The sequence below is a fragment of the Streptomyces sp. NBC_00273 genome (genome assembly GCF_036178145.1).
In the GTDB taxonomy this organism is placed as follows: Bacteria; Actinomycetota; Actinomycetes; order Streptomycetales; family Streptomycetaceae; genus Streptomyces.
In genome coordinates this window covers 4,228,519-4,246,579 of sequence record NZ_CP108067.1, presented here as the reverse complement: position 1 = coordinate 4,246,579, position 18,061 = coordinate 4,228,519, and the positions used below count along the sequence as shown (strand labels likewise).

Here is an 18,061-nt window from a genome sequence, read left to right as displayed (position 1 = left end):
CGCGTCCCGGCGCCCCCGATCACCCTTGGTGATCGGGGGCGGTACCGAAAGTCGCGCCAATTGTCTCCAAAATCTGACAAAAGTCCCTAGCCTGGGGTGATGGGAGTTGACGGGCGGCTACGAGCCGTTGTGGGACTCGCTCAGGCGATGGCCGCGGCCTGCGCGCCGCGGGACAGTGTGCGGGCGGCCGCGCGGGGCGCGCGCGTCGCGCTGGACGGCTCGTTCGCCGCGATCTCCGCGTGGGAGCGGGAGCGGGGGTGCCTGCGGGTGCTCGTGAACGAGGGCGAGCGGCGGGCGGGCGAGGAGGAGTTCCCCGAGGACGAGTCCTACCCCGTGCACGACTTCCCCGAGATCACCGAGTTCCTGCACGAGCTCTGGGTGGGCGGCGGCGGCCCGCACGCCTGGGTCGAGAGCGCCGTCGGCGACCGGCCGGGGCGGCGCGGGGAAGCCCTGCGCCGACGCGGCCGCGGGACCTGTGTGGTCGCGCCCATCGTGCTCAGCGGCCGCGCCTGGGGCGAGCTGTACGTCGCCCGGGACGAGGGGCTGCCCGACTTCGACGAGGACGACGCCGATTTCGCCACCGTGCTCGCCGCCGTGGTCGCGGCCGGGCTCGCGCAGAACGAGCGGCTGGAGGAGGCCCGGCGGCTCGCCTTCACCGACCCGCTGACCGGGCTCGCGAACCGGCGGGCGGTCGACATGCGGCTCGACGAGGCCCTGGAGGAGCACCGGCGGACCGGGGTGGTCGTCAGCCTCGTCGTCTGCGACCTGAACGGGCTGAAGGCGGTCAACGACACCCTCGGCCACGCCATGGGGGACCGGCTCCTGGAGCGGTTCGGGTCGGTCCTGAGCCTGTGCGGGGCGATGCTGCCCGGATCGCTGGTGGCCCGCCTCGGCGGCGACGAGTTCTGCCTGGTCGGGGTCGGCCCGACGGCGGACGAGATCGTGCGCGTCACCGAGGAGGTGTGCACCCGGGCGGCCGAGCTGGAGCTGGGCGAGGGGGTGGCCTGCGGCGTGGCCTCCACCGGGGACCCGATCGGGCTGGTGAAGTCGTCCCGTCGGCTCTTCCGGCTCGCGGACGCCGCCCAGTACAAGGCGAAGGCCGCGCGCTCGCCGAAGCCCGTCGTGGCGGGCCGGGACACCGCGGTGGTTCGGCTCGCGGACGCCGCCGCAGAGGAGGCTCCCGGAGAGCGGCGCCGCTTCCGGGGTCGGCAGTGACCGGCGGTCCGCGGTACCGATGGGTAAGGGGCCCACCCGCATCGCGATCGTGACAATTTCGCCTAGTGACATGAAGCGATTCAATCCGTAGGGTGCTGAATATGGATATGCACACTGTCGTGGTGGGGACGTCCGGGACCACCGCCGAGGACGTCATCGCCGTAGCCCGCGGCAACGCACGCGTCGAGCTCTCCGCGGAGGCGCTCGATGCACTGGCCCGGGCCCGCGAGATCGTCGACGCCCTTGCCGCCAAGCCCGAGCCCGTCTACGGCGTGTCCACCGGGTTCGGTGCGCTCGCCTCCCGGCACATCAGCCCCGAGCTGCGTGCCCAGCTCCAGCGCAACATCGTCCGCTCGCACGCCGCCGGCATGGGCCCGCGCGTCGAGCGGGAGGTCGTCCGCGCGCTGATGTTCCTCCGCCTCAAGACCGTCGCCTCCGGTCACACCGGCGTGCGCCCCTCCGTCGCGCAGACCATGGCCGACGTGCTCAACGCCGGGATCACCCCCGTCGTCCACGAGTACGGCTCCCTGGGCTGCTCCGGCGACCTCGCCCCGCTGTCCCACTGCGCGCTCGCCCTCATGGGCGAGGGCGACGCCGAGGGCCCGGACGGCACCGTCCGCCCCGCCGGTGAGCTGCTCGCCGAAGCCGGCATCGAGCCGGTCGTGCTCCGGGAGAAGGAGGGCCTCGCCCTCCTCAACGGCACCGACGGCATGCTCGGCATGCTGATCATGGCCCTCGCCGACCTCGGCAAGCTCTACACCTCCGCCGACATCACCGCCGCCCTCACCCTGGAGGCGCTGCTCGGTACGGAGAAGGTGCTCCAGCCCGAGCTGCACGCCATCCGTCCGCACCCGGGGCAGGGTGCCTCCGCCGCGAACATGGCCGCCGTCCTGGAGGGCTCCGGACTCGTCCGCCACTACCAGGAGGAGACCGCCCCGCGCGTGCAGGACGCCTACTCCGTGCGCTGCGCCCCGCAGGTCGCCGGCGCCGGCCGCGACACCATGGCGCACGCCGCCCTGGTGGCCTCCCGCGAGCTGGCCGCCGCCGTCGACAACCCGGTGGTGCTGCCCGACGGGCGCGTGGAGTCCAACGGCAACTTCCACGGGGCCCCGGTCGCCTACGTGCTGGACTTCCTCGCCATCGCGGCCGCCGACCTCGGTTCCATCGCCGAGCGCCGCACCGACCGGCTGCTCGACAAGAACCGCTCGCACGGCCTGCCGCCGTTCCTCGCGGACGACGCCGGCGTGGACTCCGGTCTGATGATCGCCCAGTACACGCAGGCCGCCCTGGTCAGCGAGATGAAGCGGCTCGCGGTGCCGGCCTCGGCCGACTCGATCCCCTCCTCCGCCATGCAGGAGGACCACGTCTCGATGGGCTGGTCGGCCGCGCGCAAGCTCCGTACCGCCGTCGACAACCTGACGCGGATCATCGCCATCGAGCTCTACGCGGCCACCCGCGCCATCGAGCTGCGCCACGGGCTGACCCCGGCCCCGGCCAGCCAGGCCGCGATCGCGGGCGCCCGCGCGGCGGGCGTGCAGGGCCCCGGGCCGGATCGTTTCCTCGCCCCTGACCTGGCCGCCGCCGACGAGTTCATCCGTACCGGAGGCCTCCTGGCCGCGGTGGAGCCGGTGACGGGTCCGCTCGCCTGACGACAGGCCGCGTACACGGCGAAGGGCCGCCCCGGGACCAGGTCCCGGGGCGGCCCTTCGCCGTGTCTACGGCGCGTGCGAGCGGCGGACCGAGAAGGCCACGAAGCCGGCCCCGACGCCGAGGAAGAGGGTGCCGCCCAGGAGGTAGGGAGTGGTGTCCACGGACCCGGTGGCGGCGAGCAGGGGCTGCGGTCGCGAGGCCGGTCCGGAGGCCGTTCCCGTGACCGTCCCGGGGGCGTCGGAAACGGAACCGGAGTCGGCGGAGCCGGTCGCGTCGGTGGCCGCCTGGGCGGCGTTCGCGCCCGTGGGCACGCCGGAACGGGTCTCCTCGACGTCGGCCGAGGTGGCGCCGGCCGATGGTACGAACCACAGGGCGGCGAGGAGGGTGGTCGCTCCGAGAGCGGTGAGCAGCGGTCGGCGTGCGGACACGGTGCGATCCCCCTTGTGGCAGCAGCGAATTGGCCGTGTGCGGTGATGCTACGGAAAGGGGCGGGTCGTGGGAAAGTCGGGGCTTCCGCGGGCTTACTCTCCGTCGTATGAACTCTTCTGAGACATCACGTTACGTACGACTTCGGGTGGATTTGGTGCTGGAGGTGCCCGACGTCCAGGCACTCACCGGAGCCGCGCTCGCGCACATCAAGGCTGACGAGTTCATGCCGGACGAGGAGCGCGGCCACGCCGAGTCCGCCGTCCGCGAGGACGAGTCGGAGGCCCTCGCCTACCTCGTCGACCCCACTGACCTGGTCGTGGACATCCCCGGGGTGGAGCTCGCCCAGGCCTCTTGGAGCAGCGAGCCCGTCGAATACGACCCCGAGTCCATGGAGTGGGACCTGGACGAGGAAGATGGGGACTTCGACGAGGAACCCGACAACGCCTGACCGTGTGGTGGACCACATCCGAACGGAATGTGGAACCGGCCGGCGCCGTTAACGCGTTGTCATGACCAGGCAGGGGGTGCGCCCCCTGCCCGGCCCACCCCGGGGACGGCCAGCCTCCGGGGGATCCGGCAACGATGGAGTGGCGTGTGAGGACGGACAGTATGCGGCGGAGCAGGTCCCTGGTGGCCATATCCGCCGTGCTCGGTGGGGTACTGATGCTCACGGCGTGCGGCGGCGGAGACGACGCGAAGCCGAAGGGCTCCGAGGCGAGCAAGGCCCAGGCGGATGTCGACGCGGCGGCCGCCAAGGACACCTCCAAGGCCAAGATAACCATCACGCCGAAGGACGGGGCCACGAACGTCGGCCTCAACGACGCGGCCAACGTGGCCGTCGCCGACGGCACCCTCACCGCGGTCGAGCTGAAGACCAGCGAGGGCACGGCCGTGGCCGGCAAGATCGCCGCCGACGGCAAGAGCTGGAAGCCGGACGCCGCGCTGAAGCGCTCCACGAAGTACGCCCTGGCGGCGACCGCCAAGGACGCGGACGGCAAGGAGGCGCACGAGAACGCCTCCTTCACCACCATCTCCCCGGAGAACAGCTTCGTCGGCTCGTTCGTCCCGGACGAGGGCCAGACGGTCGGCGTGGGCATGCCGGTCTCGATCACCTTCAACAAGCCGATCCAGGACAAGAAGGCCGTCCAAGCGGCGATCTCGGTCAGCTCCAGCAGCGGCCAGGAAGTCGTCGGCCACTGGTTCGGCGCGCAGCGCCTGGACTTCCGCCCGGAGCAGTACTGGCAGGCGAACTCCACCGTCACGATGAAGCTGGCGCTGGAGGGCGTCCAGGGCGCTCCCGGCGTCCAGGGCGTCCAGAACAAGACCGTCACCTTCAAGATCGGCCGCAGCCAGGTCTCCACGGTCGACACGAAGACCAAGAAGATGACGGTCACTCGGGACGGCGCGGTCATCAAGACCATCCCGATCTCGGCGGGCTCCCCGGACAACCCGACCTACAACGGTCAGATGGTGATCTCCGAGAAGTTCAAGGAGACCCGGATGGACGGCTCCACCGTCGGCTTCAAGGACAGTGAGGGCAAGGGCGAGTACGACATCAAGGACGTCCCGCACGCCATGCGCCTGTCCCAGTCCGGCACCTTCCTCCACGGCAACTACTGGGGAGCCGACTCGGTCTTCGGCAGCGCCAACACCAGCCACGGCTGTGTCGGCCTGAACGACGTCAAGGGCGCGGGCGACCCGAACCAGCCCGCCGCGTGGTTCTACGACAACTCGCTCATCGGCGACGTGGTCACCGTGGTCAACTCCCCGGACAAGACCATCAAGCCCGACAACGGCCTCAACGGCTGGAACATGGGCTGGGCGGAGTGGAAGGCCGGCTCGGCCGCCTGACCTCCAGCACCGCGCACGCCGAACGGCGGGGACCCCTGACGGGGTCCCCGCCGTTCGTTTTCGACGGGTGACGGTGGCCGAAAACCGCTCAGTGGCGGGCCCGGGGCGGGTCTAGTGTCGGCGACATGATGATCCACTCCCTCGACCTCCCTCCGTCCGACGCCGCGATCGACGCCTGGCTGGCGGTCCTGACCGATGCCGGGGCGGCCGATCTGCCGCAACAGCCCGTACCGTCCCGCAGGGAGGTCGCCGGGCGGCTGTGCGTCAGGCCGGCGCGCGGCCGGCCCGTGCTCTGGACGACGGACGGGGGCGAGGGCGTGGCGGCCCTGGTCCTGTTCACGGACGAGGGCAACACGCACACCGCGTTCCTGGACGTGCTGACCGTACGGCCGCAGGAGCGGCGCCGGGGCGCGGGCACCGCCCTGTGGGAGCGGGTCCGCGAGGAACTGCTCGCGCACGGCCGGACCTCGGTCGCCACCCTGGTGGACCTGGGCGGCCCGGGGCAGGCGTTCGCCCAGTCGCTGGGGTTCGAGAACGTCCTGCCGATGGCCTGGTACGAACAGGAACTCCCCGCCGCCGGGGCCGCGCAGGTCCCGGCCACCCCCGGATACGAGCTCCTGACCTGGCACGGCCTGATCCCCGACGCCTGGGCGCCGGCCGCCGCCGCGGCCCACGAGGCGATGGAGGACGCGCCGAGCGGAGAGATGGACGAGCGGATCCCGGTCTGGACGGCGCAGTGGCTGCACGCCGTGCAGCAGGTGATCATCGACCGGGGCGGGGAGCTGATCACGGTCGCCGCCGTGACCGACGCCGGCGAGGTGGCGGCGTACACCGAACTCGTCCTGCCGGACCCCTCGAGCCCGCGCGCCCTCCAGTACGACACGGTGGTCGTCCCCGGCCACCGCGGCCACGGCCTCGGCCGTGCCGTGAAACTGCGCATGGCGGCCGAAGCCGCCGCACGCCACCCGGGGCTGCGCCGCATCGCCACGACGGTGGCCGACGCGAACACCCAGATGCGGGCGGTGAACGAGTCCATCGGCTACCGGCGGGGGCGGGAGGCGGGCATCTTCCAGTTCAAGCTGTAGCCGGATCCGGGACGCCGGGCGCCTGGCCGGGCGCCGGCGCGGCCGGCGGCACGGCCGACGGGGCCGACGGGGCCGACCACGACGCCAGCAGGCGCAGGGCGTCCGCCGACGGGGAGCCGGGGGCGGCGTGGAAGGTGACCAGCGACTGCGCCGGGTCGTCCGGGAGCTTCAGCGTCTCGAAGGACAGCCGCAGTTCACCCACGAGCGGGTGCCGCAGCACCTTCTCCCCGTGCGTCTTGTCCGCCACCGTGTGCGCCGCCCACAGCCGCCGGAACTCCTCGTTCTTCACCGACAGCTCCCCGACCAGTGCCGACAGCTGCTCGTCGTCCGGGTGCTGGCCCGCGTACATGCGCAGGTTGCTCACCACTTCGCACGCCCGGCACTCCCACTCTCCGTACAGCTCCGCCGTCGCCGGGTCCAGGAACACCAGCCGTACGAGGTTCCGCTCGGCGGCGGGCAGCGCCCCGAAGTCCCCGAAGACGGCGGCCGCCAGCCGGTTCCAGCCGATGACGTCCTGCCGGTGCCCCACCAGGTACGCCGGTACGCCGCACATCGCGTCCATCAGCGTGCGCAGCTCCGGCCGTACCTGCTGCGGGCGCCGGCTGTGGCGGCGCCGGTGCGCCTTCGGCCGCGCCAGGTCCATCAGGTGCGCCCGCTCGCTCCCGTCGAGGCGCAGGGCCCGCGCGAGCGCCTCCAGGACCTCCACCGACACGTTGTGCCCGTCGCGCTGCTCCAGCCGCGTGTAGTACGCGACCGACACCCCCGCCAGCTGCGCCAGCTCCTCCCGGCGCAGCCCGGGCACGCGCCGGCGGCGCCCGTGGTCGGGCAGGCCCACGTCCTCGGGGCGCAGCCGCGCACGGCGGGAGCGGAGGAACTCGCCGAGGCAGGCTCGCTGATCAAGCTGATCCATCCCGCAAGTATCCCCGGGCGGTGCGCCGCGGGGCAGCCGTGAGCCTGACCCCGCCAGGGGTAGGTTCGCCGGTCGTAGGCAGGACAGGGGGATGGCTGCCCGCCGGACGGACCGGCAGCGTGGGGACCACCGCAGAGGAACGACCCCGTTCGAGGAGCACCCCCATGTCCGTCACCCAGGCCACCCAGGGCACGCACGCCACCCAGGGCACGGAGGTCGCCGCGTACGCCGCCCCCGCCGCCAAGGCCCCGCTGGAGCGCACCACGATCACGCGCCGTCCCGTCGGCGAGCACGACGTCCTCATCGACATCAAGTACTCCGGCATCTGCCACTCCGACATCCACCAGGTGCGCGACGGCTGGGGCGAGGGCATCTACCCGATGGTCCCCGGCCACGAGATCGCCGGTGTCGTCTCCGAAGTCGGCCCGGCCGTCACCCGGTTCTCCGTCGGGGACCGGGTGGGCGTCGGCTGCTTCGTCGACTCCTGCCGCACCTGCGCGTACTGCCTGCGCGGCCAGGAGCAGTACTGCACCGAAGGCATGACCGGCACCTACAACGCCCTCGACCGGGGCGGCGAGCCCACGTACGGCGGCTACTCCACCCACCTCGTCGTCGACGAGAAGTACACCGTCCGCATCCCCGACGGCCTCGCCCTCGACGTCGCCGCCCCGCTGCTGTGCGCCGGCATCACCCTCTACTCCCCGCTCAAGCACTGGCAGGCGGGCCCCGGCAAGCAGGTCGCGGTCGTCGGCCTCGGCGGCCTCGGCCACATCGGCGTGAAGATCGCGCACGCGCTCGGCGCGGAGGTCACCGTCCTGTCGCAGACCCTGCGCAAGAAGGAGGACGGCCTGAAGCTGGGCGCCTCCCACTTCTACGCCACCGGCGACGAGGCCACCTTCGAGGAACTGGCCGGCCGCTTCGACCTGATCCTGTCCACCGTCTCCGCGCCGCTCGGCCTGGACGCCTACCTGGGTCTGCTGAAGGTCGACGGCGCGCTGGTGAACGTCGGTGCCCCGGAGGAGCCCGTCGCGCTCAACCTCTTCTCCGTCATCGGCGGCCGCAAGACCCTCGCCGGATCGATGATCGGAGGGATCGCCGAGACCCAGGAGATGCTCGACTTCTGCGCCGAGCACGGACTGGGCGCGGAGATCGAGCTGATCGCCGCCGGGCAGATCAACGAGGCCTACGAGCGGGTGCTGGCGAGCGACGTGCGCTACCGCTTCGTGATCGACGCGTCGACGATCTGACCCCCCGGGGCGGGACCGGCGGGCGACGGCACCCCGATCGTCTTCGGCGGCGTGACCTACGCCAAGAGACTCGGCGTCCACGCCCCCTCGGAGATCGTCTACCCGCCCCGGCGGGCCTCATTACCCCCGGGGACGCGCGGACGGCCGGGGCCCGTGCTGCTGCCACGGGCGGGTCGGCCCCGCGGGCGCGGGCTCGACGACGGGGGCCCTCACGCCCCCGGGGCCCCGGCCACGCCGATCGGGCAGGACACGCCCGTGCCGCCGATGCCGCAGTAGCCGCCCGGGTTCTTGTCCAGGTACTGCTGGTGGTGCGCCTCCGCGGGCCAGAAGGGGCGCTCCGCCGCCGGCAGCACCGCCGTGGTGATCGGGCCGTAGCCCGAGGAGGCCAGGACCTGCTGGTAGGCCGTGCGGGAGGCCTCCGCCGTCGCCTGCTGGTCGGGGGAGTGGGTGTAGACCGCGGAGCGGTACTGGGTGCCGACGTCGTTGCCCTGGCGGAAGCCCTGGGTGGGGTCGTGTGACTCCCAGAACAGCTTCAGCAGCGCGGCGTAGGAGACCTGCGACGGGTCGAAGACCACGCGGACCACCTCGGTGTGGCCGGTCAGACCCGAGCACACCTCCTCGTAGGTCGGATTCTCGGTGAAGCCGCCCTGGTAGCCGGCCAGCGTGGTCCACACCCCGGGGGTCTGCCAGAACTTGCGCTCCGCACCCCAGAAACAGCCCAGACCGAAGTCGGCGACTTCCAGGTGCGCGGGGTAGGGGCCGGACAGCGGGTTGCCCAGCACGGTGTGCCGGTCGGGCACGGCGAACAGCGGCTCCGCGCGGCCCGTCAGGGCCTCCTCGCGGGTGGGGAGCTCGGGCGTACGGCGGTACGAGAACATGGATTCCCTCCTTGTGGGAGTGACAACGTGCGGAGGGCGGGCCGGGATTCCCCGACCCGCCCTCCTCCGCCGTTACGGCTCCAGACCCGGCGTGACCACGCGCACCGCCCAGTCCCGCGCGTGCACGTAGCGGGACTTCGGCCAGTAGCGCCAGGGCATCGCCCCGATGTGTCCGTCGATGTGGCGGAACTGCTCGACCGCCTCCGCGTCCCGGTCCTGCCAGAACAGGAACCACGCGAGCGGGTGGCGCAGCCGGATCGACCGCCAGTCCTCGGGGTCGGCCGCCGCCAGGTCGACGAGGGCGGCATCGACCGCCGCGATGACCTCCGGCTCCTTGAAGAAGGTCTCCGGCTTGAGGTCCGACTCGTGCAGCTCCTGCTCGACGTAGGCGATGAGCGGCAGCACGGACAGCAGCTCACCCGGCTCGGCCCCGGCGGCGCACTCGCGGGCGAAGGCGAGCGCCGTCTCGTGCGAGCCGCGCCACTTCTGGCTCCAGTACTGCATGGCGTTCGTGTGGGCCGACAGGTTCTTCGGGTCACGCTTCGTGATCTGCGACCACAGCTGCTGGTACTCCTCGTGCGAGTAGCCCAGGCCCTGGCTGATGGACTGCTCCACCATGTACGGAACCGGGTCCGCGGGGTCCGCGAGCCGCTGGGCCTCCCGCGCCTGCTCCTGCGCCTTGAGCAGCAGCTCGCGGAAGATCCGGAACTGCTCCTGGGTGGTGTGGCGGGCCCGCGCGGAGCCCCGCACGTTCCACGCGACCAAGACGCCCGTGTCCGCGTTCACCAGCGCCGCGGACGGGTCCGACGGCCTGGCCGCGCGCCAGGCCAGCAGCCAGGCGTCGTCCTCGGCAGCGAGCTCGGACAGGGGGCGCATGCGCTGCCAGCGCTCCTCCCAGTCCTGCCCGGCCGCCTCGAGATAGGCCGCGCCCGCTTCCCAGTCGCCGGCCTTGACCGCCGCGACGGCGGCGGTCTGCTCGGGCGACACGGGCAGCGCGTTGTCCGTGTCGAGCTCGTCCTCCGGCACGAAGCCCAGCGCGACGACCGCCGCGGCCTGCTCCGCCTTCCGTCCCGCCTTGATGGCGGCCGTCTCGGAGTTCATGGCCTCGGTCCGGCCCTCGATGAGGGCGATCTCCGCCTCCAGCCGCTTCGCCTTGCGGATGTAGTAGACGCCGCGCAGGACCTTGAACGCGCCGAACAGCAGAATGGCGCCCAGGACGTAGAGGCCGATCACGGGGCAAGCACCAGCTTTCGCAGGGGTTCGGTGTCGGGCAGGTCGGCGACGGCCGCGTCCAGGGCAGCGCCCAGGCGGTCCTGGAAGCCGTCGGCCGGGTAGCTCAGCGAGGCCGAGTCGGACCAGGACAGCTGCCAGCGGGCGGCGCCGCGGGCCGTCAGCTCGACGGTGACCAGCTGGTTCAGCGCGCGCCGGACGACCGGGCGGGCGAACTCGCGGGCCGTGCGGCCGGTGGCGGCCGCCGCCTCCTCGGACTTCGGGAAACGGTCGGCGATGCGCCAGCGCACCGCTGGGTCGGCGTCGAACGCGTCGAGCACGGCGTCGAGCCCGGGGCCGGCGCCCTCGGCGACGAAGGCCTCGCGGAGGTCCTCCGCGCCCTCGCCGACGTACTTGGTCATGGACTCGTGGACGAGGTCCTCCCAGTCGACCCGCTTGAGCGCGAGCGCCTCCGGGGTGAGGACGGCCGGCTCCAGCGCGGCCAGCGCCGCGTCGGCGTCGGCCAGCAGCTCCAGGGACGGCCGGGTGGCCTGACCGCCGCGGCCGTCGTCGGGCAGGGCCTCGATGCGGGCCACGCGCTCGGCGAGCGCGGGGTGGGAGTCGTAGGGGGAGGCGGGCTCGGTCGACAGTTCCTCGCGCAGCTCGTCCAGGTCGGCCGAGCGCGCGGCCAGGAGCCGGCGCAGGCCGCCGAAGACCTCGCCCGGCTGGGGCAGCAGGCCGGCGTTGACGCCGAGGGTGGCGTAAGAGCCCATGTAGAAGTCGTGCGCCGAGCCGAGGGCGTTCAGCTCGCGCAGCGCGGACGCGGCGGAGTCGCGGCCGGCGACCCGGACCGAGGCGAGGTCGGCGGCGAGCTCCTGGCGGCGGGAGGTGGAGAGGGTGGCGCGCATGTAGAAGTTGCCGTACGCGATGTAGATCTTGGCCATGGCGCGGTACATCGCACCCTCGCCCGTGGTGTCGACGCCCTTGGCCTTCTTGCCCTTGGCGATCCGCTTCTCGTCCTTGCGCTCCTGCTTCGCGCGCTCCTTGGCCACCTTCTTGTCGGCACGGTCGTGGAAGTAGCCGATGGTGCGGATCAGTTGGCCGCGGCCGCGGGCGATCAGCGGGGTCAGGCGCGTGTCGAAGTTGGCGTAGTGGCCCATTTCGTGGGCGAGCACCGCGCGCAGCTGCATCTCGTCCAGGCCCGTCATCAGCGGCAGGCCGATGTAGAGGCGGCGGGTGCCGGGCCGCAGGCCCAGCAGCTTGGCGTCCTCTTCGACGGCCGCGTTCACCTCGTCGATCAGCACGATCTCGTCGGGAGCGCGGGTGCCGACCTGCTGCGCGATGTCGCGTACGACCGCCCACAGTTCGGGTTCCTGCGCCTCGCTGACCGTGATGCCGGCCAGGGGCTCGCCCTTGGGGGTGCGCAGCATGAACAGGCCGCGCACGATCGGGATGGCGAGGACGACGGAGACCAGCAGCAGCTTGCCCGCGATCGGGCCGTGCAGCGTGGTGACGACGGCGTAGTCGATGCCGCCGAGGGCGGCCAACAGGAACACGCCGAGCAGGTAGAAGCCTGCGAGCAGGACGAGAGCGCGCAAGGCGCGCAGTGAAGCGCCCATATGGACAGATCCCCCCACGGGATGAAGATGGTGCTGAAGCAGGTGGCAGGGCAGAAGGCCGCCACCGCCGCATCATGCGGCCTGTGATTACTTACGGCAACTTTATTGGCCGAAGCTTCGGCCCATCCCGTGGGGTGGGGGCGCGGCGGGGCACTCCGCGACCCGTCCGGACGCTACTGCGCCAGCGTCGCCGGCGACCCGCCGTTCGCCTCGTACCCCGCCACCGCCAACGCCCGGTACACCGCGTACGAGGCGGCCGGGTTCGCCGCCTCCGACCACGGCAGCGCGCCCACGTACCCGTCCACGTGCCGCACCTGCTCCATGGCCTCCGCCCACCGCTCCATGCAGACCAGGAACATCAGCAGCATGTGCCGCACGTGCGCCACCATCGGGTCGTCCTGCCGCGCCGTGTGCACCGCGTACAGCGCGCCCTCCACCGCCCGCGTGACGACCGCGCCCCGGTAGAAGTTCGTGCTCAGCACGATGTCCGGCTGGTTCTCGCGCAGCGCGAACATCGGCAGGGCCGCCAGCAGCGATCCCTGCGGGGCGCGCGCCGCGGCCGCGTGCGCGAAGGCGTCGGCCTGCTCCCGCGAGCCGTGCCACTGCGCACTCCAGTAGTGCAGCGCCGCGAGATGGGCGCCCATGTGGTCCGGGGCCCGGTCGATGACCTTCGCCCACAGCTCGTCGAACTCCGCCTCCGGGTACGCCAGTCCGCGCGCGATCGCCAGCTCGGTGATGTACGGGACCGGGTCCTCCGGGGCCAGCAGCGCGGCCTTGCGGCACGCTTCCCGGGCCTCCTCCAGGATGATCCGGTGGTCCTCCGAGCCGACCCCGCCCGATCGCCGCCACGCCTGCTGCACCAGCAGCACGGCGTGCACCTGCGCGCCGCCCGGGTCCTCCTCCGCCTCCAGCCGCCACGCCTTCAACCACTGAGCGCCCGTCCCGGGCTGCGCCAGCAGTTCCAGGGCCGCGGCCCCGCCGAAGGCCTGCACGCGCTGCCAGCGCCGCTCGCCCTCCCGCGGGGTCCCGGCGAGCAGCTGCGAGGCCGCCTGCCACCCGCCGGTGCGGCGCACGTTGTCGAGGGCGGCCATCAGGTCCTGGTCGGGCCCGGGGACGCGGATGTCCAGCTCTTCCTCCCGGTCGAATCCGTAGTTAGCCGGGTCGGCGGCGTCGGGGCTGTCCGGCGCGACCAGGCGGATGCCATCGCGCCGGCGCCGTAGGTACGGACTGAGCACGAACACGATCATGAGCATCCCGAACACCAACCACACAATCTCCATGCCTCCAGCGAACCAGACCGAGGGGGGAGCAGGCCAATAGGGGGCCCGGCACGGGGCGGGCATAGCATCGGACCATGAGCGACGACAGCCACGAGCACCAGAGCTTCGAGACCCGCGCGATCCACGCGGGCAATACGGCGGACCCGCTGACCGGCGCGGTCGTGCCCCCGATCTACCAGGTTTCCACCTACAAGCAGGACGGCGTCGGAGGGCTCCGCGGCGGCTACGAGTACAGCCGCAGCGCCAACCCGACCCGGACCGCGCTGGAGGAGAACCTCGCGGCGCTGGAGGGCGGCCGTCGCGGTCTCGCCTTCGCGTCCGGACTCGCCGCCGAGGACTGCCTGCTGCGCACGCTGCTCGCCCCGGGCGACCACGTGGTCATCCCGAACGACGCCTATGGCGGAACCTTCCGCCTCTTCGCGAAGGTCGTCTCCCGCTGGGGCGTGGAGTGGTCGGTGGCCGACACCTCCGACCCCGAGTCGGTACGGGCGGCCCTCACCCCGAAGACGAAGGTCATCTGGGTCGAGACCCCCTCCAACCCGCTGCTCGGCATCACCGACATCGCCGTGGTCGCCGACATCGCGCGCTCGGCCGGCGCCAAGCTGGTCGTGGACAACACCTTCGCCTCGCCGTACCTCCAGCAGCCCCTGGCGCTGGGCGCGGACGTCGTCGTCCACTCGCTGACCAAGTACATGGGCGGGCACTCCGACGTGGTCGGCGGCGCGCTGGTCGCCGCGGACGCGGCGCTGGGCGAGGAGCTGGCCTACCACCAGAACGCGATGGGCGCGGTGGCCGGGCCGTTCGACTCCTGGGTCGTGCTGCGGGGCATCAAGACCCTGGCCGTGCGCATGGACCGGCACGCGGAGAACGCGGGCAAGATCGTCGAGCTGCTCAAGCGCCACCCGAAGGTCACCAACGTCCTGTACCCGGGCCTGCCCGAGCACCCGGGGCACGAGGTCGCGGCCAAGCAGATGCGCAACTTCGGCGGCATGATCTCCTTCCAGGTCGCCGGTGGCGAGGAAGAGGCCGTCGCGGTCTGCGGCCGCACCAAGATCTTCACCCTGGCCGAGTCCCTGGGCGGCGTCGAGTCCCTGATCGAGCACCCGGGCCGCATGACGCACGCGTCGGTGGCCGGCTCGGCGCTGGAGGTCCCGGCGGACCTGATCCGCCTGTCGGTCGGCATCGAGAACGCCGACGACCTCGTGGCGGACCTGACCCAGGCCCTGGGCTAGCCCCCCCCGCCGGGCCCCACCCGGGCCCGGCGGCCCCCTCCAGCTCCGCCGCCCCGTGCCGGGCCCGGCGGCCCCTTTCGCCTGCGTCGCCCCCCTCCGGGCTCGGCGGCCCCTTCCGGTTCCGTCGCCCCCATCCGGGCCCGGCGCCCCCCTCCCGGCTCTGCCGCACCGATTCCGGCTGGCCGCCCTCATTCCGGCTCCGCCGAGCGATTCCGACTGTGTGGCACCCCTTCCAGTTGCGCCGAGCCGTAGCCAGCTGCGTGGGCCCGCTTCCAGCCTCGGCTGGGCCGGCATATTCAGCCTCGCCGGCGTTTGAGCAGGGGGCACCTCCCAGCAATAGCTGGGGGAGGGTCCGGGCGGAGCCCGGTGCCCGGCGGAGCCGGGTTTCCTGGGGCTCAGCCCCAGACTCCGCGCCTCAAACGCCGGCGGGGCTGGAGTGGGCTCGGCGGGGCCGGGTGGGTTCGGCGGAGCCGGAAACGGTGCCGCGTAGTTGGGGTGGGTCCGGCGGAGCCGGGTTTCCTGGGGCTCGGCCCCAGACTCCGCGCCTCAAACGCCGGCGGGGCTGGAATGGGCTCGGCGGTGCCGGGAAGGGGGGCGCCCGGGCCCGGGTGGGGCCGGCGGGGCTGGAGTGGGCTCGGCGGTGCCGGGAGGGGGCCGGCGGAGCCGGGGAGGATGGGGGCTACCAGCCCTGGAGGGGTGGGGAGACTTCGCTCGGCGGGGTGAGCCACGGGCGGGTCAGGGAGGCCCACACCACGAAGGCCACCGCGGCAGCGAAGAGCACGGCCCAGCCTAACCTCCGCAGCACCCGCCGCCGGCGCATGAGCCGATCGCCCCGAGCCGCGGCACCCGCCGCGAGCCCCGCCGGCACCGGCGGGTACGGTCCCTCCAGGAGCCGTTTGACCTGGGCTTCCTTCCGGTCGGGGAGCCCGCTCACGCCGCCTCCCGGTTCCTCAGCGTGGCCACGGCCCGGTTGCACAGCATCCGTACCCGATCCACCGGCATCCCGAGCTGCGCCGCCGTGACCTCCTCCGCGACCCCTTCGTAGAGCCGCAGGACGAGGACGAGCCGCTCCGGCGGGCTCAGCCGCGCCAGCACCCCGGCGCCACCGTGATGGCGCCAGCCCGTCCGGGCGAAGGCCGCGCACAGTTCCTGGCGGGTGGAGTCGTACGGGTCGTCCCCGCGCAGGCGCCGCCAGTTCGCGTACGTACGGGCCAGCGCGCCCGCCAGCAGCCGCCGGGCCGACTCCGGTTCACCGGTCAGCAGGAGCGCGACGTGCAGGAGACGCCCGGCCGCGCCCGCGACGAAGGCTTCGAACTCCCCGTAGGAGCCCGCCTGTTGATCAACCACCCGCATAGTCCACATAGTGCGGGCAGCGGGGCGGCTCAGGTCAAGAGGCCGGACGGACTCCGCTCAGGAGGCGGGACCGGCTTCGGCCACGGCCGCCATGAGTTCCGAAAGCGACAGGTTGAAGCGCGTCAGCAGACCGGTGAAGGACTCCCGCTCGCCCTCGCTCCAGCCCTCCGTCACCCGCGCCATCAGCTCGCGCCGCGAGGAGCGGACCTCTTCCAGCCGGGCCAGCCCCCGCGGGGACAGTGCGAGCACCACGGCCCGCCCGTCTTCGGGGTGCGAGGTCCGCTTGACCAGACCGCTGTCGACCAGCGGCGCGACCTGTCGGGTCACCGTGGAGGAGTCGATCCCCATGCCGCCGGCGAGCGCCTTCACGCCCATCGGGCCCTCCAGGTCGAGCCGGTTCAGCAGCAGGTAGGCGGCGCGGTCCATCGAGTTGCGGGCCTGGCCCACACCGCCCAGACGGGTCTGCTCGGCACGACGGGCGAAGACCGCCACCTGGTGCTGGAGCGCGTCGAGGAGACCGGCTCCGGCGGGCGCGTCCGGCGCCGCGGGCAGATCGGAATTGGCCGAGGTGGAAGGCATGGCCGTGGGCTCTCTTCGCGTGGGTCCGACAAGGATGGGGGACAGAGTACGCGGCCGTGCGGCGGCTCGTACGCCTCGTACGAGAACTGGTACGGCCGGTTGGGGCTCCCGCCCCGCGGGTGTCCCGGATGGCGAGATATCGCCCCTCCCGCACGCCCTGCGAGACTGGCGGCATGAACTACCGCGTGCCCCAGCCCGTCCCCCAGGTCATCCTCGACGACGTCCGGGGGGCCCAGAAGATGCTGTCCGGCGTCTCGCGGGTCACCGCCATGGAGGGCAGTCGGCACCTCTCCGCACTCACCGGCTCCCCGGTCCACCTCAAGTGCGAGAACCTCCAGCGCACCGGTTCCTTCAAGCTCCGCGGCGCCTACGTGCGCATCGCCGGCCTGCGCCCCGAGCAGCGGGCCGCCGGTGTCGTCGCCGCGAGCGCGGGCAACCACGCGCAGGGCGTGGCGCTGGCCTCCTCCCTCCTCGGGGTCCGCTCGACCGTGTTCATGCCGGTCGGGGCGCCGCTGCCGAAGGTGGCCGCGACCCAGGAGTACGGCGCCGACGTGCGCCTGCACGGGCAGGTCGTCGACGAGACCTTCCTGGCCGCCCAGGAGTACGCGGACCGCACCGGCGCGGTGTTCATCCACCCCTTCGACCACCGCGACATCATCGCGGGCCAGGGGACGGTCGGCCTGGAGATCCTAGAGCAGTGTCCGGAGGTGCGGACCATCCTCGTCGGGATCGGCGGCGGCGGACTCGCGGCCGGTGTCGCGGTCGCCGTGAAGGCGCTGCGGCCGGACGTGCGGGTCATCGGGGTGCAGGCGGCGGGCGCGGCCGCCTATCCGCCCTCACTCAAGGCCGGACATCCGATCTCGATCGACGAGCCGAACACGATGGCCGACGGGATCAAGGTCGGCCGCCCCGGAGACGTCCCCTTCAACATCATCGGCGAGCTCGTCGACCACGTGCGCACGGTCTCCGAGGACGCCCTCTCCAGTGCCCTGCTGCTCTGCCTGGAGCGGGCCAAGCTGGTGGTCGAACCGGCCGGGTGCAGCACGGTGGCGGCCCTGCTCAGCGAGCCCGAACTGTACGGCGGCGGCCCGGTGGTGGCCGTCCTGTCCGGCGGCAACGTCGATCCCCTGCTGCTCCAGCGGATCCTGCGGCACGGCATGGCCGCGGCGGGCCGCTACCTCTCCCTGCGGCTGCGCGTGGCCGACCGGCCGGGGGCCCTGGCCGGGCTCCTGGCGGTGTTGTCAGTGGTGGATGCGAACGTGTTGGACGTGAGCCACGTGCGGACGGACCCGCGGCTGGGGCTCACGGAGGTGGAGGTGGAGCTGCAGCTGGAGACGAAGGGTCCGGAGCACTGCGCCGAAGTCGCGCGTTCCCTGCACGGCGCGGGATACAAGGTGATGAGCTAGGGAGGCGTCCCCGGCCGTCCGCGGCGTCCGGCGTCCGCGGTCGTCCCCGGCCTTGCCCTGCCCTTCCTTGCCGTGCCTGCCGTATCCGACCGCCCGGACATCCCCCGTTCGGCCGAGC

Annotated in this window: 16 protein-coding genes; 8 read left to right on the top strand and 8 right to left on the bottom strand. The window is 72.8% G+C overall.

From position 1 onward, the window contains the following. Window positions 1–99 precede the first annotated feature (99 nt). Both OG386_RS18100 and hutH read left to right on the top strand, forming a co-directional pair. Window positions 100–1,215 carry a GGDEF domain-containing protein gene (locus OG386_RS18100; protein WP_328789029.1) on the top strand — a complete coding sequence of 372 codons (1,116 nt, stop codon included), beginning with the start codon at window positions 100–102 and terminating at the stop codon, window positions 1,213–1,215. Window positions 1,216–1,322: 107 nt separating this feature from the next. Continuing rightward, window positions 1,323–2,864, top strand: a complete 1,542-nt coding sequence (gene hutH, locus OG386_RS18095; RefSeq protein ID WP_328793284.1) for a histidine ammonia-lyase — start codon at window positions 1,323–1,325, stop codon at window positions 2,862–2,864. Window positions 2,865–2,930: 66 nt separating this feature from the next. Here the strand turns inward: hutH and OG386_RS18090 are convergent, their stop codons facing one another. Then, window positions 2,931–3,293, bottom strand: a complete 363-nt coding sequence (locus tag OG386_RS18090) for a hypothetical protein (protein ID WP_328789028.1) — start codon at window positions 3,291–3,293, stop codon at window positions 2,931–2,933. A 107-nt stretch (window positions 3,294–3,400) separates the two neighbouring features. Here OG386_RS18090 and OG386_RS18085 point away from each other — a divergent pair, with 107 nt between their 5' ends. The 3 genes from OG386_RS18085 to OG386_RS18075 all read left to right on the top strand — a co-directional run bounded on the left by OG386_RS18085 (window position 3,401) and on the right by OG386_RS18075 (window position 6,230). After that, entirely contained in the window at window positions 3,401–3,742 is a 342-nt protein-coding gene (locus OG386_RS18085) for a hypothetical protein (RefSeq protein WP_051763183.1), read from the top strand. Window positions 3,743–3,876: 134 nt separating this feature from the next. Next, window positions 3,877–5,145: a L,D-transpeptidase gene (locus tag OG386_RS18080; protein WP_328789027.1), complete on the top strand. Its 1,269-nt coding sequence runs from the start codon at window positions 3,877–3,879 to the stop codon at window positions 5,143–5,145. A 125-nt stretch (window positions 5,146–5,270) separates the two neighbouring features. Beyond that, window positions 5,271–6,230 carry a GNAT family N-acetyltransferase gene (locus OG386_RS18075; protein ID WP_328789026.1) on the top strand — a complete coding sequence of 320 codons (960 nt, stop codon included), beginning with the start codon at window positions 5,271–5,273 and terminating at the stop codon, window positions 6,228–6,230. On the opposite strand, the gene OG386_RS18070 is transcribed toward OG386_RS18075, so the two are convergent. Next, entirely contained in the window at window positions 6,220–7,140 is a 921-nt protein-coding gene (locus tag OG386_RS18070; RefSeq protein WP_328789025.1) for a helix-turn-helix transcriptional regulator, read from the bottom strand. The genes OG386_RS18075 and OG386_RS18070 overlap by 11 nt on opposite strands. A gap of 164 nt (window positions 7,141–7,304) precedes the next feature. Between OG386_RS18070 and OG386_RS18065 the strand changes: the two genes are divergently transcribed. Next, window positions 7,305–8,387 carry an NAD(P)-dependent alcohol dehydrogenase gene (locus tag OG386_RS18065; RefSeq protein WP_328789024.1) on the top strand — a complete coding sequence of 361 codons (1,083 nt, stop codon included), beginning with the start codon at window positions 7,305–7,307 and terminating at the stop codon, window positions 8,385–8,387. 209 nt (window positions 8,388–8,596) lie between these two features. Here the strand turns inward: OG386_RS18065 and msrA are convergent, their stop codons facing one another. The 4 genes from msrA to OG386_RS18045 all read right to left on the bottom strand — a co-directional run bounded on the left by msrA (window position 8,597) and on the right by OG386_RS18045 (window position 13,373). Beyond that, window positions 8,597–9,265, bottom strand: coding sequence for a peptide-methionine (S)-S-oxide reductase MsrA (msrA, locus tag OG386_RS18060; RefSeq protein ID WP_327383589.1), 669 nt, complete (start codon window positions 9,263–9,265; stop codon window positions 8,597–8,599). Between the two features lie 72 nt (window positions 9,266–9,337). Beyond that, on the bottom strand, window positions 9,338–10,498 hold the full coding sequence (locus OG386_RS18055; protein ID WP_328789023.1) for a hypothetical protein: 1,161 nt from the start codon (window positions 10,496–10,498) through the stop codon (window positions 9,338–9,340). Continuing rightward, on the bottom strand, window positions 10,495–12,072 hold the full coding sequence (locus OG386_RS18050) for a M48 family metallopeptidase (protein WP_443053179.1): 1,578 nt from the start codon (window positions 12,070–12,072) through the stop codon (window positions 10,495–10,497). The genes OG386_RS18055 and OG386_RS18050 overlap by 4 nt, the downstream gene beginning before the upstream one ends. A gap of 194 nt (window positions 12,073–12,266) precedes the next feature. Further along, entirely contained in the window at window positions 12,267–13,373 is a 1,107-nt protein-coding gene (locus tag OG386_RS18045; RefSeq protein ID WP_328789021.1) for a hypothetical protein, read from the bottom strand. Between the two features lie 74 nt (window positions 13,374–13,447). On the opposite strand from OG386_RS18045, the gene OG386_RS18040 reads away from it, so the two are divergent. Next, entirely contained in the window at window positions 13,448–14,605 is a 1,158-nt protein-coding gene (locus OG386_RS18040; RefSeq protein WP_327383584.1) for a cystathionine gamma-synthase, read from the top strand. Window positions 14,606–15,535: 930 nt separating this feature from the next. Here the strand turns inward: OG386_RS18040 and OG386_RS18035 are convergent. Then, window positions 15,536–15,958 carry a sigma factor-like helix-turn-helix DNA-binding protein gene (locus tag OG386_RS18035; protein ID WP_443053178.1) on the bottom strand — a complete coding sequence of 141 codons (423 nt, stop codon included), beginning with the start codon at window positions 15,956–15,958 and terminating at the stop codon, window positions 15,536–15,538. 57 nt (window positions 15,959–16,015) lie between these two features. Beyond that, window positions 16,016–16,537, bottom strand: a complete 522-nt coding sequence (locus OG386_RS18030) for a MarR family winged helix-turn-helix transcriptional regulator (RefSeq protein ID WP_327383581.1) — start codon at window positions 16,535–16,537, stop codon at window positions 16,016–16,018. A gap of 173 nt (window positions 16,538–16,710) precedes the next feature. Here OG386_RS18030 and ilvA point away from each other — a divergent pair, with 173 nt between their 5' ends. Beyond that, the gene (gene ilvA / locus OG386_RS18025; RefSeq protein ID WP_328789019.1) at window positions 16,711–17,943 is read left to right on the top strand and encodes a threonine ammonia-lyase; all 1,233 of its coding nucleotides are present in this window, start codon (window positions 16,711–16,713) and stop codon (window positions 17,941–17,943) included. The last annotated feature ends 118 nt before the right edge of the window (window positions 17,944–18,061 follow it).

Coding starts and splice junctions, on each gene's coding strand:
- OG386_RS18070 (WP_328789025.1), bottom strand. CDS start 7,140: ATGGATCAGCTTGATCAGCGAGCCTGCCTCGGCGAGTTCCTCCGCTCC.
- OG386_RS18100 (WP_328789029.1), top strand. CDS start 100: ATGGGAGTTGACGGGCGGCTACGAGCCGTTGTGGGACTCGCTCAGGCG.
- ilvA (WP_328789019.1), top strand. CDS start 16,711: ATGAACTACCGCGTGCCCCAGCCCGTCCCCCAGGTCATCCTCGACGAC.
- OG386_RS18080 (WP_328789027.1), top strand. CDS start 3,877: ATGGAGTGGCGTGTGAGGACGGACAGTATGCGGCGGAGCAGGTCCCTG.
- OG386_RS18040 (WP_327383584.1), top strand. CDS start 13,448: ATGAGCGACGACAGCCACGAGCACCAGAGCTTCGAGACCCGCGCGATC.
- OG386_RS18045 (WP_328789021.1), bottom strand. CDS start 13,373: ATGGAGATTGTGTGGTTGGTGTTCGGGATGCTCATGATCGTGTTCGTG.
- OG386_RS18085 (WP_051763183.1), top strand. CDS start 3,401: ATGAACTCTTCTGAGACATCACGTTACGTACGACTTCGGGTGGATTTG.
- OG386_RS18075 (WP_328789026.1), top strand. CDS start 5,271: ATGATGATCCACTCCCTCGACCTCCCTCCGTCCGACGCCGCGATCGAC.
- OG386_RS18030 (WP_327383581.1), bottom strand. CDS start 16,537: ATGCCTTCCACCTCGGCCAATTCCGATCTGCCCGCGGCGCCGGACGCG.
- hutH (WP_328793284.1), top strand. CDS start 1,323: ATGCACACTGTCGTGGTGGGGACGTCCGGGACCACCGCCGAGGACGTC.
- OG386_RS18065 (WP_328789024.1), top strand. CDS start 7,305: ATGTCCGTCACCCAGGCCACCCAGGGCACGCACGCCACCCAGGGCACG.
- OG386_RS18035 (WP_443053178.1), bottom strand. CDS start 15,958: ATGCGGGTGGTTGATCAACAGGCGGGCTCCTACGGGGAGTTCGAAGCC.
- msrA (WP_327383589.1), bottom strand. CDS start 9,265: ATGTTCTCGTACCGCCGTACGCCCGAGCTCCCCACCCGCGAGGAGGCC.